The organism is Lelliottia sp. RD5, assembly GCF_056032945.1.
Window position 1 is genome coordinate 558992 of sequence record NZ_JBVYHQ010000001.1, and the last position, 16115, is coordinate 575106.

Sequence of the window (16115 nt, forward strand, 5' to 3'; positions counted from 1 at the left end):
AGAAAGGCGAGAATCTCTCGCCTTTTTTGTATTTAGTGGTGCAGCATTTCGTCCACAACCTGATTTTTATACATCTCATTGGGGTAATACGTCGGCCAGTTATCCATCTCTTTCAGCAACGCCTCGTGCGAGGTGTTGCCCATAAAGAGATGGAAGTGCGCAGACTGACGCGGGCCAATTGTATGGTCGCTGAACTGCACGAATTTTGGTGCTTTAGAGCCGGCGTCTTTACATTCAAACAGATAGCGCACGCCTTTTTTGCCTGACGCGTACGTCAGAATTTTATACCCGCTGTAATCGTAGCGGCAGCTCGCTACCGTTTTGCCGGTATGGAATTCCATCACATTATTTTCAATCCCAATGGTTTCCACATCCGTGGCGTATCCCTTGCGGTAATACGCTTTCACCTCGGCAAACGTTTTGCTGGGATCGTTTTCCGCTTTCTTTTTGAAAACCGGATCCAGTGAGCCATCAAGCAGGAAAGGATAAACCGACTGCCAGACGCCGTCCCAGTCGGATAATTGACGGTCTTTAACGTCTTTATCCTCAAAAACACCGTTCGCGGCTTTCTCTTCCGCTTCGGTCATTTGATGCCCGTGCGAATGGGCAAACAGTTGCCCGCTCACCAGCAGCGCCCCCAGCGTCATTGCAAATTTTCCAATCTGTGCAGCCAAAATATCATCCTCGTTCCGTTCAAGAAAACGAGAATGTTATAGTATAACATTTCAGAAAACAATCACCCTCAGATTGCCACCAGCCCGCGAACGCCCTCTTCCTCCATATCTTCACCGCGGCCACGTTGAATAATGCTCCCGCGCGACATGAGCAAATAGTTATCTGCCAGGTCGGCAGCAAAATCATAAAACTGTTCCACCAGCAAAATCGCCATATCACCCCGACTGGCGAGCTGACGGATAACCACGCCAATCTCTTTTATCACCGAGGGCTGGATCCCTTCCGTCGGCTCATCCAGGATTAACAGCTGCGGACGACTCGCCAGCGCGCGGCCAATCGCCAGCTGTTGCTGCTGCCCACCCGAAAGATCGCCGCCACGGCGGTGCTTCATCTCTTTTAAAACAGGAAACAGTTGCCAGATATCCTCCGGCACGCTTTTCGCCTCGCGAGCAGGAAAGCGCGACAATCCCAAGAGCAGATTTTCTTCGACCGTCAGACGCGGAAAAATCTCGCGCCCCTGCGGCACATACGCCACACCGGACTGCACGCGATGATGCGGTTTAGCGTGGGTAATTTTTTTGCCCTGCCAGATAATCTCCCCGCTGCGCGCAGGCACTAACCCCATCAGGCATTTTAACAGCGTCGTTTTTCCCACGCCGTTGCGCCCCAGCAGACATGTCACCTCACCGTTTGGGGCCTCAAAGCTCACACCTCGCAAAATATGGCTGCCGCTGTAATACTGATTCAGTTCGTTAACCTGTAGCATTCCCGCTCCTTACCGTCCCAGATAGACTTCGATAACCTGTTCATTGGCCTGCACTTCACGCAAAGATCCCTCCGCCAGCACGCGCCCCTGATGCAGAACGGTGACGTGATCGGCGATGGTTTCAACAAATCCCATATCGTGTTCCACCACCATCAGCGAATGTTTGCCCGCCAGGGTGCGAAAAAGCTCTGCCGAATACTCTGTTTCAGCGTCCGTCATGCCGGCTGCGGGTTCATCAAGCAATAACAAATGGGGGTCCTGCACCAGCAGCATGCCGATTTCCAGGAACTGTTTTTGCCCGTGAGACAGTAATCCCGCGCTGCGATCCCGCTCAGAGCTCAGGCGCAGCAGCGTAAGCATGTCGTTGATGCGATCGCTCTGCTCTGAGGTGAGCCTGGCGCGCAGGCTGGCCCACACGGATTTGTCGCCTTTCATTGCCAGCTCAAGATTTTCCCAGACCGTCAGCGCTTCAAATACCGTCGGTTTCTGGAACTTACGCCCAATGCCCTGTCGCGCAATCGCGGCGGGATCGAGTCCGGTTAAATCAATCGACTGATCGTAAATCGCCCGCCCACTCTGCGGGCGCGTTTTACCGGTGATCACGTCCATTAACGTAGTTTTACCGGCCCCGTTCGGGCCAATCACGCAGCGTAATTCCCCCACGCCGATGTTTAGCGACAGATCGGTCAACGCCTGGAAACCGTCAAAATTGACGTTTATCGACTCAAGCTGCAGCACCGGATCGGTTTGCTCACGAAAGCGGTCGCCCGGGAGTTGACGGGTAAAAAGTTCGTCGGTTGGCTGCATTATTTCTCTCCCTTACGCAATAATCCGTAGACGCCGCGCGGTAAGAACAGCGTGACGGCGATAAAAATCCCGCCCAAAAACAGCTGCCAGTATTCCGGCATGGCAACGGTGAAATAGCTTTTTGCGCCGTTAACCAGCGCCGCGCCAATCACCGGCCCAATTAAGGTCCCGCGCCCACCAAGTGCCACCCAAATTGCGGCCTCAATGGAGTTGGTAGGCGACATTTCACCCGGGTTGATGATGCCGACCTGCGGGACGTACAGCGCCCCCGCCAACCCGCACAGCACCGCCGAAAGCGTCCAGACCAGCAGCTTAAAACCACGGGGATCGTAGCCACAAAATGTCAGACGGTTTTCCGCGTCGCGCACGGCGGTAAGAATGCGGCCAAATTTACTTTTCGCCAGCCAGAATCCGATAGCCAGCGAGGCTGCCAGCAGCGCGACCGTCGCCAGAAAAAGCGCAATCCGCGTGGTCGTTGCCGTCACCGGGAATCCCAGCAGCGTGGTAAAACCGGTGAAACCGTTGTTCCCGCCAAATCCGGTTTCATTACGAAAGAACAGCAGCATCCCCGCGTAGGTCAGCGCCTGAGTCATGATCGAGAAATAGACCCCTTTGATTTTTGAGCGAAACGCAAACCAGCCAAAAATCAGCGCCAGCAGGCCGGGGATCATCACAATGAGCACCAGTGCCCAGGCAAAATGCTGGGTTCCCCACCAGAACCACGGCAGTTCACTCCAGGAGAGGAACGACATAAACGCCGGTAATCCCTCGCCTGACGCCTGACGCATCAGATACATGCCCATCGCGTAGCCGCCCAGCGCAAAGAAAATCCCGTGTCCCAGCGACAGCATTCCGGCGTAGCCCCAGACCAGATCGAGCGCCACGGCGACGATGGCATAGCAGAGGATTTTGCCGACCAGCGTCAGCATCCAGGTGGACAGGGCCAGCGGGTGGCTGCTGGGTAACAGCGCCAGAAACGGCAGCACTAGCAGAATGGCGAGAATCAGGCTGCCAACAAGTTGTGTTATTCGCGGCGCTTTACGCGCCAGCGTTAAGGTCAGTGGCTGGCTCATCAGTCTGTCACCCTCCCTTTAAGCGCAAACAATCCCTGCGGACGTTTCTGAATGAACAGAATAATCGCCACCAGAATCACGATTTTCCCCAGTACCGCACCCATTTGCGGTTCGAGAATTTTGTTGAAAATGCCCAGACCAAACGCCGCGGCCACGCTGCCTGCCAGTTGCCCGACGCCGCCGAGCACCACCACCAGGAAGGAGTCAATAATATAGCCTTGCCCCAGTTCCGGCCCGACGTTGCCGAGCTGCGAGAGCGCCACGCCACCCAGACCGGCAATGCCCGATCCAAGGCCGAACGCCAGCATATCGACACGCCCTGTCGGCACGCCGCAGCACGCCGCCATATTGCGGTTTTGCGTCACCGCCCGCACGTTCAGCCCCAGTCGGGTTTTGTTCAGAATCAACCAGGTAAAGAACAGCACCAGCAGGACAAAAACCAGCACCGCAATTCGGTTCCACGGCAGGATCAGGTTGGCAAAAACCTGCACGCCGCCGGACAGCCAGGCCGGGTTCGCCACTTCCAGGTTTTGCGCGCCAAAGGTCATCCGCACCAGTTGGATAATCATCAGGCTGATCCCCCAGGTGGCGAGCAACGTCTCCAGCGGACGGCCATACAGATGGCGGATCACGCTGCGCTCCAGCGCCATGCCAACGCCCGCAGTCACTAAAAATGCCACCGGCAGTGCGACAATCGGGTACAGCGCCAGCCACTGAGGCGCGAATTGCACCATCGCCTGCTGTACCATCCAGGTACAATATGCGCCGAGCATCAGCATCTCGCCGTGCGCCATATTGATGACGCCCAGCAATCCGTAGGTGATCGCCAGTCCGAGCGCCGCCAGCAGCAGCACCGATCCGAGTGACAACCCCATAAAGGCCTGCCCCAAAAGATCGCCAATCAGTAAACGGTGCTGAATCTGACGCAAACTGTCCGCCGCCGCCTCACGCACGCGGGCATCCGGTTCCGTTTGGGGTTGCGTAAAGGGCGTTAAACGTGCCTGCGTTTCGGGATCGGTCGAATGCCCCAGCAGCGCAACGGCCTGCAAACGCACCTCAGCCTGCGGACTGGCGAGAAGCAGATTTGCCAGCGCCGCTTCCAGCGCGGCACGAACCTTGTCATCTTGCTCCGCCTGCAGACGCTGCTGTAATAAATTCAGCATCGCCGGCGTGGCATCGCGCTGCAGTTGTATCGCTGCGCTCAACCTTTCCGTGACGTTGTCACTGACGAGCTGATGCGTGGCCAGTGCAGTGGAGGAGAGATTGCGCAGGCGGTTGGTAAGACGGACCGCTCTGGGTTCGCCCTCTGCCTGGGCGCTTTCCCCAAGGGCTGACAGTTGCCCCTTCACGCGCGTAAACGCGTGCTTTTGCGCATCAACAAAGAGATTTTCTTTTTGCAGCGCCTGCAACAGCGGCAAACGCGACGAATCCGGGCTGACGGCCCATTGCTCAAGTAGCGTGGTTTGCTGGCTGCGGCTCGCGGCGACAAAGGTGTCCGCATCCGACGCCTGCGCCATCCCTGGCAGCAGACCGGCAAGCCATACTATTGCGACGAACATACGCATTACGCTCATGGCTTTTCTCCGTGACCGGGTTTAGTTGCTGGCGGTTTTCATCGGTTGTTCTGACTTTTTATCGTTACCGGGAATGTACGGACTCCACGGCTGAGCACGAACCGTTGCATCGGTCTGCCAGACGACGTTGAACTGGCCGTTACCTTCGATTTCACCAATCATCACCGGCTTATGCAGATGGTGATTGGTTGCGTCCATGGTCAGCGTAAAGCCTGACGGCGCTTTGAAGGATTGTCCGGCCATGGCGGCACGCACTTTATCCACGTCCGTGGTTCCTGCTTTCTCAACGGCCTGCGCCCACATATGGATCCCCACGTAGGTCGCTTCCATCGGATCATTGGTCACCACGGTGTCGGCGTTCGGCAAGTTATGGGCTTTGGCATAGGCTTTATAGGCTGCAACAAACGCCTGGTTGGTTGGATTATCAACCGACTCAAAGTAGTTCCATGCCGCGAGGTTACCCACCAGCGGTTTGGTGTCGATGCCGCGAAGTTCTTCTTCACCCACCGAGAACGCCACCACCGGCACGTCGGTCGCTTTTACGCCCTGGTTTGCCAGCTCTTTGTAAAAGGGAACATTGGAATCACCGTTGATGGTTGATACCACCGCCGTTTTTCCGCCCGCCGAGAATTTCTTGATATTGGCGACAATGGTTTGATAATCGCTGTGACCAAACGGGGTGTAAACCTCTTCAATATCTTTGTCCTGCACGCCTTTCGAATGCAGGAACGCACGCAGAATTTTGTTGGTGGTACGCGGATAAACATAATCAGTACCCAGCAGGAAGAAGCGTTTTGCGCTCCCGCCGTCTTCACCCATCAGATATTCCACCGCCGGAATGGCCTGCTGATTTGGCGCAGCACCGGTGTAGAAGACGTTTGGCGACATCTCTTCCCCCTCATACTGCACCGGGTAGAACAGCAGTCCGTTTACCTCTTCAAACACCGGCAGCACCGATTTTCGAGAAACTGACGTCCAGCAGCCAAAGACTGCCGCCACTTTGTCCTGGCTTAATAACTGACGGGCTTTTTCCGCAAACAGTGGCCAGTTTGACGCGGGATCAACCACCACCGGCTCCAGCTTTTTACCCAGCACGCCGCCTTTGGCGTTAATCTCATCGATCGTCATCAGCGCGACGTCTTTGAGGGGCGTTTCAGAGATCGCCATCGTGCCCGAGAGCGAATGCATGATCCCAATTTTGATGGTGTCAGCGGCTTGCACACCAAAACTCATTCCCATAGCCGCCACGGAAGCCGACAGCGCAAAAGCTTTTAACAAGGTACGACGATGCATATTTTCACTCCTGAAAAGAAAGCTGTGCGAATGCGTCCGTTACGGCGTGGACGCAGAAAAAGCAAAACGTCTTTGACAGGATCAGGCACAGCAAAAAGAGTGCCAGAACAGAAAATAATCGGTTTTTTAGTGTATTAGCGTGAATCAATCAGCAGCAGAACGGATTGCGGGGCGGGATGAACAACAGCGGAACGACTCAGAATGGCACAGCGTTGCATTATAAAAGTGCAACGCTGTGCGGGATGGATTACCAGACTTCGTCAGCGATTTGCGTCACCAGGCGCACTTTGTCCCACTGCTGGGTTTCGCTCAGGCTGTTGCCCTCTTCCGTGGAGGCAAAGCCGCACTGCGGGCTCAGGCAAATCTGGTCTTTTGCCACATACTGCGCGGCCTCTTCCAGACGTGTTTTGACGCCCTGCGGATTTTCCAGCTCGCCATTTTTAGTGGTGATCAGCCCCAGAACGACCTGCTGTTTACCCGGACGGACAAAACGTAACGGTGCAAAATCACCGCTGCGATCGTTGTCGTACTCAAGGAAAAAGGCATCGACATTCACCGTCCCAAAGAGAATTTCAGCCACGGGCTCGTATCCGCCTTCGGAAATCCAGGTCGAGCGGAAATTACCGCGACACACATGCAAACCAATGGTCAGATCGTCGGGTTTGCCTTCCAGCGCTTTGTTCAACACGCGGGCATAGGTCAGCGCCAGCTGGTCTGCATCGTCCCCGCGCTCGCGGATCTGGCGACGCTGGTCGTCGGAACACAGGTACGCCCAGACGGTGTCATCCAGCTGTAAATAGCGGCAACCCGCGTCGTAGAACGCCTGAATCGCATCGCGCCAGGTGGTAGCCAGATCATCAAAATAAACGTTCAGATCCGGATAAACGGTCGCATCAATATCTTTCCGGCCTCCGCGGAAATGCAGCACGCTCGGGCTGGGAATGGTCATTTTCGGCTGGGCGTTACCGCTGATGCTTTTCAGATAGCGGAAATCCTCAAGCATTGGATGGTCGCCGAAGCCCAGTTTACCGGTCACGCGTACGCCGTGTGCTTTGGTCTGCACGCCGTTAAACTGGATGCCCTGATTCGAATCGTAGCGCTCAACGCCCTGCAACCCATCGAAGAAGTCGAAATGCCACCACGCACGGCGGAACTCACCGTCAGTCACCACATGCAGGCCACAGGCGCACTGCTGCTCAACAACGTGGCGAATCGCGTCATTTTCAATATTTCGCAGCGCGCTGGCATCGATTTCACCGCTGGCAAATTTGAGTCGCGCCTGTTTGATCGCATCAGGACGTAAAAAGCTGCCTACTACATCGGCGCGGTACGGGGCGTGTTGTCGTTGCATGGTTTTCTCCTTAGCTGCCCGCAATTGATTGCAGACAGTGATAATTCATCAATTGAAGTTTTAGACTTCTGGATGGCTATATGTCCAAAAGATGTCATATCACTGCCGTGACGGCAAACGAGAAAAATTCATGGCAGATGAATTTTATTCATCTTGAGCATGCTCAGCGGAGGCAAACGCAAACTGTTCATCCTCCCAACCCGTGATGCCTCCGATCATGATTTTGACCGGCAGACCGAGCCGGGAAAGCTTCAGTGCCGCTCTGTCCGCGCCGTTGCAGTGCGGCCCCGCACAGTAGACCACGAACAGGGTACCCTCTGGCCAGTGCGCCATCGTCTCGGCATTCATTGCAGAACGCGGCAAATGAATTGCCCCAGGTAAATGGCGACGCGCAAACTGCTCAGGCGTTCCCACAACGTGCAGTAACACAAAGTCCTGATCCTGCTGCGTCAGGGCGTGATGCACATCGGCACAGTCGGTTTCGACGCTCAGGCGGCGCAGAAAATGGGCGGCAGACTCCTGCGGGTCTGCGGCGGGAAATTCGGTTACGTAACTCATGGCGCTTTCTCCTGTTGGGCGTTTGTGTTAACAGTACTTTATCCAGAAATTCAGCCAGTGAATGCCAGCGGTCATGCCAGAAAACAGCAAGAAGATGACAAATTTACGACACCCCCCTTCACCGCGCGTGGTAGTCCTGGCCTATGACGGCCTTTGTACCTTCGAATTTGGGGTTGCGGTGGAGATCTTCGGCCTGCCGCGCCCTGAAATGGGCGATGACTGGTATCGTTTTTCCGTCGCGGCGGTCGATAAGGGCGAACTGCGGGCGACGGGTGGCATTCGGGTGCTCGCGGATGGCGATCTGACGTTGCTCAATGCCGCCGATCTGGTGGTGATCCCCGGCTGGCGCGGCGTTGACAAGACCGTTCCCGCAGAACTTTGCGATGCCCTGCGTCACGCCCACGCGCGAGGCTGCCAGCTCCTGTCGATTTGCTCGGGCGTTTTTGTGCTTGCGGCGACGGGATTGCTGAACGGGCGCCACGCCACCACGCACTGGCGTTATACCGAGACGCTCAAGGCGCGATTCCCTGACATTACCGTGGTCGAAGATGTGCTGTATCAGGATGAGGGAGATATTTTGACGTCAGCGGGCAGTGCGGCGGGGATCGACCTCTGTTTACATGTGGTACGTCGCGATTATGGGATGGAAGCCGCCAATCATGTGGCGCGCCGCCTGGTGATTCCTCCGCATCGCGATGGCACACAAACGCAGCTGATGAGTCGCCCGGTCGCCCAATTAAGGGAAAGTGAGCGGCTCGGGCAGCTTTTTGATTTCCTGCACCAGCATCTGACCGTCAGCCATAGCGTCAGTTCATTAGCCGCGCGCGTCGGTATGAGTCAGCGCACTTTTTTACGTCGTTTTGCCGACGCTACGGGGACGACGCCAGCGCGCTGGATGCACAACGAACGCCTGCTGCGGGCCAGAGATTTCCTCGAGACGAGTCGACTGAGTATCGACAGCATCGCGGCGCAGACAGGGTTCGGCCATGCCGCCTCCCTGCGACACCATTTTCGTCAACATTTCGCCCTCTCGCCCGCACAATACCGGAAGCAATTTTACGTCACGCGCTAATGGCATAACGGCAAATTTAAGGCAAAAAAAACCGCCATTTTCTGGCGGTAAATGCTTGCATGGATAGAGTTGTATTTTGATATCTACTTTCCCGGTATTCCCTACCAGGTAGAAGATCGTAATAAACGTAGCACTTATATCTTCAACAACGGTTAAACAACGTTGCGGTCTGACGTTGTTTCAGGAAATCTTTTCAGGAGGCAGCGTTAGGCCCTTTACTCTTAATTTGCAGATATTGCATCAGTCCCTGATCTGCGCTTTGTTGAGCATGATCGTTTATCGCCTCAATATAATAAGGACGTGCAACGCTATAAGGCGCGCGTTCCGCCGGGTAAATCATAAACTCAAATTTCGTGCCCTTCGCCGAAGAGAGACAGTTCATTGCCCACGCATTATCGTTTATTTTTTGACTTTGACATAATACCCGGCCATAACTGCTGGTCAGGTAAGAGCTCACTCTCTCCTCCGCGGCTTTCATGTAGTCTAGCTTGTTGCTATAGAGACTAAAGGCAGTGGTGGCGACAGCAATGGCGGCAATCCCAGGGATAACAGTGGCAAATAGTCTGTTCATTTAAATGGGTAATCCATAATCAATACATAATTAATACAAATAAAATACATCGCTTGGCTATTATTACCACTTAAACTGGAAAAGCAAATATTTATTTGGCATCTGTTTTTTTCAAGACTTTTATATATGACACATGCCTATAAATAGATGTTGCCATCATCTATTTAAAATAATCAATAGTGTTTATTTTGTTATTATTTGAAGCGTTCATTTATTGAATTTATAAATTACGCCACCTGTTTCCCTCCCGAATTTGAATCGTAAGGCTATGTTGACAAATTATTTGCGATAAATTTCACTTCCGAATAGTAACTCAAGGTAACTATTGGCATGATGACCGCAAAATGTGATGCGGTGATGAGACAATGGTTAAAAAAATGTTATCGATAATACTGCTAACCTGTGCGCTATTTTCAGGTCAGTTGATGGCAGGACATAACGGGCATGAATTTTTATGGGTAAAGAACGTTGATCATCAGCTCCGTCACGAAGCGGATAGCGATGAACTCAGATGTGTTGCAGAGGAGTCAGCGGACGGTTTGCGCGAACATCACCACTGGCAGAAGTCGCGCAAACCCGATACTCACTTTCTTTGATTAAACGCCCTTGCGCTTCGGCAGGGTTTTCATCAACTCTTCAGGACTGACAGAGGCCACAACGCTTCCCGGTTGTGGCATTTTAACGATGTGATTTTTCATTTTACCAATGACGTGCATTTCGCAGGGACGGCAGTCAAATTTCAGCGTTAACACTTCATCACCGTTCACCAGCTGCATCGGCGTAGCTTTCCAGCTTTTGATATTGCCCTTGGCCTGTTTCGGACACAGGTTGAAGGCGAAGCGCAGACAGTGTTTGGTGATCATCACCGGCACATCGCCCTTCTCTTCATGCGCCTCATACGCCGCATCAATGAGTTGCACGCCGTAACGATGATAAAACGCGCGCGCCTTGTGGTTATACACGTTCGCCAGGAATGACAAATGGGAATCCGGATAGACCGGCGCAGGGACAGACACCGCTTTGCGACTCCCGCGCGGGTAATTGGCCAGGCGCGCTTCATCAAGCTTTTCGGCGGTTTCGCGGCGGAACTGGTTAAGCTGGCTGTTCGGAACGAACAGTGCATCCGGCAGCGTAAGCGTAATGTCCCGCGCGTAATAGATCGTTTGCCCCAGCTTCGCCACGCCGTCTTTCAGACTGTTCATCGCCTTTTCTGCGTTATTCGCCACCTCAAACTGACCCTCGAGGGTATGCGTCACGCTCACGCCATCTTCGCTGGTCATGGTCAGGATCAGCTGTTCTTCACAACCGCCAAGCTCAATATCCACCGCAATACGGCGTTCACTGGAGGTTTTCAGCAACGCCTGCTGCCAGTTATGGTCAAGGTTACGGTTAAGCGCGGCATTCGGGCGGGCTTTGTACAGATCCGCCGGCATTTCGTTCGGCCAGACGCGATACTGATTGTCACCCGTTTTCTCAACGGTATTGGCGCGGAAGCCGACGATTTCGCGTTTGATCATCACGTTCAGCCCGTCACCATTGGCCAGAGTTTCCGTCACTTTCACGTCGAGGTGATCTTTCGATACTTTTAAAACTTCGCCCACCGGCAGGCCGATAAACTTAGGCGAATCAAACGCACCGATATCGTCTTTACGGGCATTCACAAAATAGTCGGTGCTGCCACGGTGGAACGTTTTATCCGTGGACGGAATAAAGAAATGCTCGGTGCGCCCGGCAGAAGAGCGCGCCAGGTCGCCGCGATCTTCAATGATGGCGTCAAGCATCTGACGATAATGCGCAGTGATATTCTTCACGTAGCTCATGTCTTTGTAGCGCCCTTCAATTTTGAAGGAGCGCACGCCAGCGTCGATGAGCGCCGCCAGGTTTGCCGTCTGATCGTTGTCTTTCATCGACAGCAGATGTTTTTCGAACGCCACGACGCGGCCCTGATCGTCTTTCAGGGTATACGGCAAACGACACGCCTGCGAGCAGTCACCACGGTTGGCGCTGCGCCCGGTCTGCGCGTGGGAAATATTGCACTGGCCGGAATAGGCCACACACAGCGCACCGTGGATGAAGAATTCAATGTTGGCGTCAGTCGCCTGGTGGATATCGCGGATTTGATTCAGATTCAGCTCGCGCGCCAGCACGATCTGGGTAAAACCTACATCAGAAAGAAACTTCGCTTTTTCAACGGTGCGAATATCGCACTGGGTACTGGCGTGCAGTTCAATCGGCGGAATATCCAGCTCAAGCACGCCCATATCCTGAACGATCAGCGCGTCGACGCCCGTCTGATACAGATCGGTAATCAGGCGTTGGGCGGGTTCCAGTTCATCATCATGAAGAATGGTGTTCAGAGTCACGAACACTTTTGCACCAAAACGGTGGGCAAACGGCACCAGCTCCGCAATATCCTGCAGGCTGTTGCTGGCGTTATGGCGAGCGCCAAAGCCAGGGCCGCCGATATAGACCGCATCCGCACCGTGAAGAATCGCTTCACGGGCGATGGAGGCGTCTCGAGCCGGGCTTAAAAGTTCAAGATGATGGGATTGCAGGCGCATACGTCGTCGTTATCCGTTATGGTCAAAATGGCGGCTATTGTAGTCAGAAGTATGCGACAGCGAAACAGTTTTGCGTAGGGTTAGCGGGGATAGTGGATCAAAGAGTGAAAATGCACCGTCTGGCTACTGCTGTTGCGGTACGCGTGAGGTTTATCGCCAGCAAAACGCACGCCGGAATCCGCTACAATTGTGCGCCAGTGGCCGTCGATACACATTTCCAGCTCACCGCTTATCACCACCACATGTTCAACAACGCCCGCTTCATGCGGCGTTGACTCACTGAGGGCGCCCGGCGCGAGCGTGATCGAAAAATGGTCAAACTTCAGCGTGTCGTCCCACGGGAATAACGGTTTCACCACCATCGCCTGCTGCTGCGGATCAAACACCGGCTGCGGCTGTTCCTCTGGAGTGATAAACGCTGAAAAAGGCACGTTCAGGCCCGTGGCGATTTTCCACAGCGTCGACACCGTCGGACTGGACTCATTACGCTCGATCTGTCCGAGCATCGCTTTGGATACGCCCGTCTCGTCGGCCAGTTTTGATAAACTCCAGCCCCGCGCCTGACGCTCTGTCTTTAAGGTTGTCGCAAGATGTTGAGTGATAGTCATAATGCCTCCCGTTGTGGCCAAGTGTACCACTTGTACGCTATAGCGCACAGTGCTACATTATTTCGGACGCTATAACGCACAACGGAGCCCTGATGCGTAATTCCTCCTCTCTGTTTCCTGCCGTGTTGGCCGGTTTCGTCGCCGTGCTGGTCGGCTATGCCAGTTCCGCAGCCATCGTCTGGCAAGCGGCAGCATCGGCAGGTGCAAGTTCACAGCAAATCGCAGGCTGGATGACCGCACTAGGTCTGGGAATGGGCGTGAGCACGCTTGCACTTTCACTCTGGTATCGCGCACCGGTTTTAACCGCGTGGTCCACACCCGGCGCGGCGCTGCTCGCCACCAGCCTGCAGGGCGTGACGCTCAGTGAAACCATAGGTGTGTTTATTTTCGCCAATGCCCTCATTCTGCTGTGCGGGCTAACGGGGCTATTCGCCCGGTTGATGAAGATTATTCCCCACACTCTCGCGGCGGCCATGCTCGCGGGTGTCCTGTTACGATTCGGGTTGCAGGCATTCAGTAATCTGCAAGACCACTTTCTGCTGTGCGGCAGCATGCTGCTGGCGTGGCTCATCGCGAAAGCCATCATGCCGCGCTATGCGATTGTCGCCACGCTGGTGGTGGGCGGGTTGGTGGCCTGGCTGGGAGGTGACATTGTCACAGAAAAACTCATGTTCTCGGTGGTGATGCCAGAGTTTATTGCCCCCACATTCACTTTCACCACTCTGATGAGTATCGGGCTGCCCTTCTTCCTGGTGACGATGGCCTCTCAAAATGCGCCCGGTTTCGCCACCATGAAAGCCTCTGGCTATCCGGTCGCGGTTTCACCATTAATGATTTTCACAGGCGGATTGGCCCTGCTGTTCTCGCCGTTCGGCGTGTATTCGATCTGCATCGCTGCGATTACGGCTGCAATTTGCCAAAGCCCCGACGCCCATCCGGAGGCCAAGAAGCGCTGGTTAGCCGCCGCTGCCGCCGGTGTGTTTTATCTGCTCGCCGGGATTTTTGGCGGCTCGATCACCGCACTGATGGCCGCTCTGCCCCTGAGCTGGATCCAGACGCTGGCCGGGCTGGCCCTGCTGGGCACGATGGGTGGCAGTTTGTCTCAGGCGCTCCAGCACGAAAGCGAGCGCGACGCGGCGCTGGTTACGTTTCTGGTGACCGCCAGCGGTGTAACGCTCTTGGGGATTGGTTCGGCTTTTTGGGGATTAATCGCGGGTGGCATCTGTTATGCCGTATTTTCACACTTTCGCCGCGCGTAGCTGCGAAGGTGTTCGCCCGGTCGTGGCTTTAAAACGGTTGCTGAAATGACTCGCCGAGCTGAAGCCGCAGGCCATCGCGATATCCGTCAACGGCTGCTGGGTGAACTGGACCAGCGCTTTTGCCTTTTCCATTCTCTGATGCATAACGTATTGATGCGGCGCCATCTTCATCGACTGGCGGAACATGCGCGCGAAATGGTATTCACTTAACGACGCCACCGCCGCCAGGTCTGCCAGCGTCAAAGGCTGCGACAAATGGTTATCGATATACTCAATCACCGCTCGCAGCACGAAGGGCGAGAGCCCGCCGGTGACTATCGGCAACTTCCACTGCACGCTGGAATAGTGCTGAATCAGATGGGTCAGGAGTAACGTGCTGGCGGTGCTCAAGGTCAGCTGATTGGCGGCCTGCTGCCAGTCACAGCCCAGCAAAAACTGACGATACAGCATGGCGATTTTCGGATCGCTGGCGAACGTCTTTTCATCGAGCACAATCGACGCCGGACTTTTGTCCCAGATCTGTTCGCCAATCCCGCGCAAATGTTCATCGGTACAATAAAGATGCACAAACGATAAATCATCGCGGATATCCCAGCTCGATTCGCTCTGCTCCGGCATGAGACAAAAACGGTCCGGCCCGCCGCCGTTTTTCCAGCCGCTGGCGGTTTTATGATAGCTCTCATAACCGTCCGCGACGTACAGACTCAGAGTGTGGTGGTTGCTTTTGACCGTGACAGTGTCGTGCTTGTTAAACCACGCCGCCAGCTGGATACCCGAGTTAAGCGCGACCGTTTCCCGCAGCACGGCATTTTGTTGGCGAAGCGTTTCGAAAGTGTCGTAGGCGCGGGACATAACCGTCATAAGCTGGCAATTAAACAGATCGTTAGTCTATGAAGTGTTGCCCTTTGATGCCAGCGCTGGCGCAATAAAAAAAGCGCAAGATTTTGCAAGTCAGTCGCAAGATGCTGACAGCGCGCCAGCCCAGTCCAGGCCACACTTCGCCTTTGCCGTTTGAGAAGAGATAAAAATGAACGCACTGTTATATGGCCTGGTCGTACTTATCTGGGGAACCACCTGGATTGCCATTTTCCTGCAGCAGGGGCCGGTAGCTGCACCGGTTTCGATTTTCTGGCGCTTTGCCGTAGCCAGCGCCACCATCATGATAGTTCTCCTGGCACTGGGTCGCCTGCGTAAAATGGTCTTGCGCGATCACCTGTTCTGTATGGTTCAGGGGTGCTGTGTGTTCTGCTTCAACTTTTGGTGTTTTTACACTGCGGCGGCCTATATCAACACCGGGCTGGAGTCCGTGATTTTCTCCATGGCCGTGCTGTATAACGCGGTCAACAGCTTTATTTTCTTTGGACAGCGCCCGCCTGCGCGCTTCGGGATCGCCGCCGTTCTGGGCATGTTGGGCATCATCACTCTGTTCTGGGACGATCTGCTCGCGAGCGGTTGGAGCCAGGAACTGTTGCTCGGTATCGGTCTGTCAGCATTGGGAACGTACGGGTTTTCATTGGGAAACATGATCAGTCTTCGCCATCAGCGCAACGGGTTGGAAACGATGACCACCAATGCATGGGCCATGACCTACGGTACGCTGGTGATGGGGGCCATCGCGCTGATTCGTGGCGACAACTTTACGCCCGAATGGACGGTAAGCTATATGGGGGCCCTGCTGTATCTGGCCATTTTTGGTTCGGTGATCGCATTTGGGGCTTACTTTACGCTGGTCGGGCGGATTGGTGCCGGTAAAGCAGCGTACAGCACATTATTATTCCCGCTGGTCGCCTTATCCATCTCGACAATTTACGAAGGATACGTCTGGCATATGAACGGCATTGCCGGAATAGTGCTGATACTTACCGGAAATATGGTGATGTTTACGAAACCAGAAACCTGGTTCAAACGGTTACGTTTGGCGTAACGCCTGGAGATAGCCGGCCTGTT

16 protein-coding genes are annotated in these 16115 nt (G+C 54.6%); 4 read left to right on the forward strand and 12 right to left on the reverse strand.

What is annotated here, in order from left to right; translation table 11 throughout:
• Positions 1-32: 32 nt before the first annotated feature.
• The 8 genes from zinT to AC0LWE_RS02890 all read right to left on the reverse strand — a co-directional run bounded on the left by zinT (position 33) and on the right by AC0LWE_RS02890 (position 8097).
• Positions 33-674: a metal-binding protein ZinT gene (gene zinT / locus AC0LWE_RS02855; protein ID WP_219346585.1), complete on the reverse strand. Its 642-nt coding sequence runs from the start codon at positions 672-674 to the stop codon at positions 33-35.
• Positions 675-742: 68 nt separating this feature from the next.
• Positions 743-1441: an urea ABC transporter ATP-binding subunit UrtE gene (gene urtE, locus AC0LWE_RS02860; RefSeq protein WP_219346586.1), complete on the reverse strand. Its 699-nt coding sequence runs from the start codon at positions 1439-1441 to the stop codon at positions 743-745.
• Positions 1442-1450: 9 nt separating this feature from the next.
• The gene (urtD, locus tag AC0LWE_RS02865) at positions 1451-2248 is read right to left on the reverse strand and encodes an urea ABC transporter ATP-binding protein UrtD (protein ID WP_059178867.1); all 798 of its coding nucleotides are present in this window, start codon (positions 2246-2248) and stop codon (positions 1451-1453) included.
• The gene (urtC, locus tag AC0LWE_RS02870) at positions 2248-3321 is read right to left on the reverse strand and encodes an urea ABC transporter permease subunit UrtC (protein ID WP_131486519.1); all 1074 of its coding nucleotides are present in this window, start codon (positions 3319-3321) and stop codon (positions 2248-2250) included. The genes urtD and urtC overlap by 1 nt, the downstream gene beginning before the upstream one ends.
• The gene (gene urtB, locus AC0LWE_RS02875) at positions 3321-4895 is read right to left on the reverse strand and encodes an urea ABC transporter permease subunit UrtB (RefSeq protein ID WP_219346588.1); all 1575 of its coding nucleotides are present in this window, start codon (positions 4893-4895) and stop codon (positions 3321-3323) included. Before urtB ends, urtC begins: the two co-directional genes overlap by 1 nt.
• A gap of 21 nt (positions 4896-4916) precedes the next feature.
• On the reverse strand, positions 4917-6188 hold the full coding sequence (gene urtA, locus AC0LWE_RS02880; RefSeq protein WP_059178864.1) for an urea ABC transporter substrate-binding protein: 1272 nt from the start codon (positions 6186-6188) through the stop codon (positions 4917-4919).
• 247 nt (positions 6189-6435) lie between these two features.
• On the reverse strand, positions 6436-7539 hold the full coding sequence (locus tag AC0LWE_RS02885) for a cobalamin-independent methionine synthase II family protein (protein ID WP_202693453.1): 1104 nt from the start codon (positions 7537-7539) through the stop codon (positions 6436-6438).
• A gap of 144 nt (positions 7540-7683) precedes the next feature.
• Positions 7684-8097 (reverse strand): rhodanese-like domain-containing protein, encoded by a 414-nt coding sequence (locus AC0LWE_RS02890; RefSeq protein WP_202693454.1) that lies wholly within the window; start codon positions 8095-8097, stop codon positions 7684-7686.
• A gap of 73 nt (positions 8098-8170) precedes the next feature.
• Between AC0LWE_RS02890 and ftrA the strand changes: the two genes are divergently transcribed.
• Positions 8171-9169, forward strand: a complete 999-nt coding sequence (ftrA, locus tag AC0LWE_RS02895) for a transcriptional regulator FtrA (protein ID WP_474265155.1) — start codon at positions 8171-8173, stop codon at positions 9167-9169.
• Between the two features lie 193 nt (positions 9170-9362).
• Here ftrA and AC0LWE_RS02900 read toward each other — a convergent pair whose 3' ends face one another.
• The gene (locus tag AC0LWE_RS02900; RefSeq protein WP_219346589.1) at positions 9363-9740 is read right to left on the reverse strand and encodes a hypothetical protein; all 378 of its coding nucleotides are present in this window, start codon (positions 9738-9740) and stop codon (positions 9363-9365) included.
• A 365-nt stretch (positions 9741-10105) separates the two neighbouring features.
• On the opposite strand from AC0LWE_RS02900, the gene AC0LWE_RS02905 reads away from it, so the two are divergent.
• Positions 10106-10336: a DUF2554 family protein gene (locus AC0LWE_RS02905; RefSeq protein ID WP_059178860.1), complete on the forward strand. Its 231-nt coding sequence runs from the start codon at positions 10106-10108 to the stop codon at positions 10334-10336.
• Here the strand turns inward: AC0LWE_RS02905 and AC0LWE_RS02910 are convergent, their stop codons facing one another.
• Positions 10337-12301: a peptidase U32 family protein gene (locus tag AC0LWE_RS02910; RefSeq protein WP_219346590.1), complete on the reverse strand. Its 1965-nt coding sequence runs from the start codon at positions 12299-12301 to the stop codon at positions 10337-10339.
• Positions 12302-12381: 80 nt separating this feature from the next.
• Positions 12382-12909, reverse strand: coding sequence for a helix-turn-helix domain-containing protein (locus AC0LWE_RS02915; RefSeq protein WP_174341870.1), 528 nt, complete (start codon positions 12907-12909; stop codon positions 12382-12384).
• 71 nt (positions 12910-12980) lie between these two features.
• On the opposite strand from AC0LWE_RS02915, the gene AC0LWE_RS02920 reads away from it, so the two are divergent.
• Positions 12981-14168 carry a benzoate/H(+) symporter BenE family transporter gene (locus tag AC0LWE_RS02920; protein WP_411909848.1) on the forward strand — a complete coding sequence of 396 codons (1188 nt, stop codon included), beginning with the start codon at positions 12981-12983 and terminating at the stop codon, positions 14166-14168.
• Here AC0LWE_RS02920 and AC0LWE_RS02925 read toward each other — a convergent pair.
• Positions 14148-15020 (reverse strand): helix-turn-helix domain-containing protein, encoded by an 873-nt coding sequence (locus AC0LWE_RS02925; RefSeq protein WP_202667337.1) that lies wholly within the window; start codon positions 15018-15020, stop codon positions 14148-14150. The two genes, AC0LWE_RS02920 and AC0LWE_RS02925, sit on opposite strands and share 21 nt — an antisense overlap.
• 175 nt (positions 15021-15195) lie before the next feature.
• Between AC0LWE_RS02925 and AC0LWE_RS02930 the strand changes: the two genes are divergently transcribed.
• Positions 15196-16092, forward strand: a complete 897-nt coding sequence (locus tag AC0LWE_RS02930; RefSeq protein ID WP_202666781.1) for a DMT family transporter — start codon at positions 15196-15198, stop codon at positions 16090-16092.
• Positions 16093-16115 lie beyond the last annotated feature (23 nt).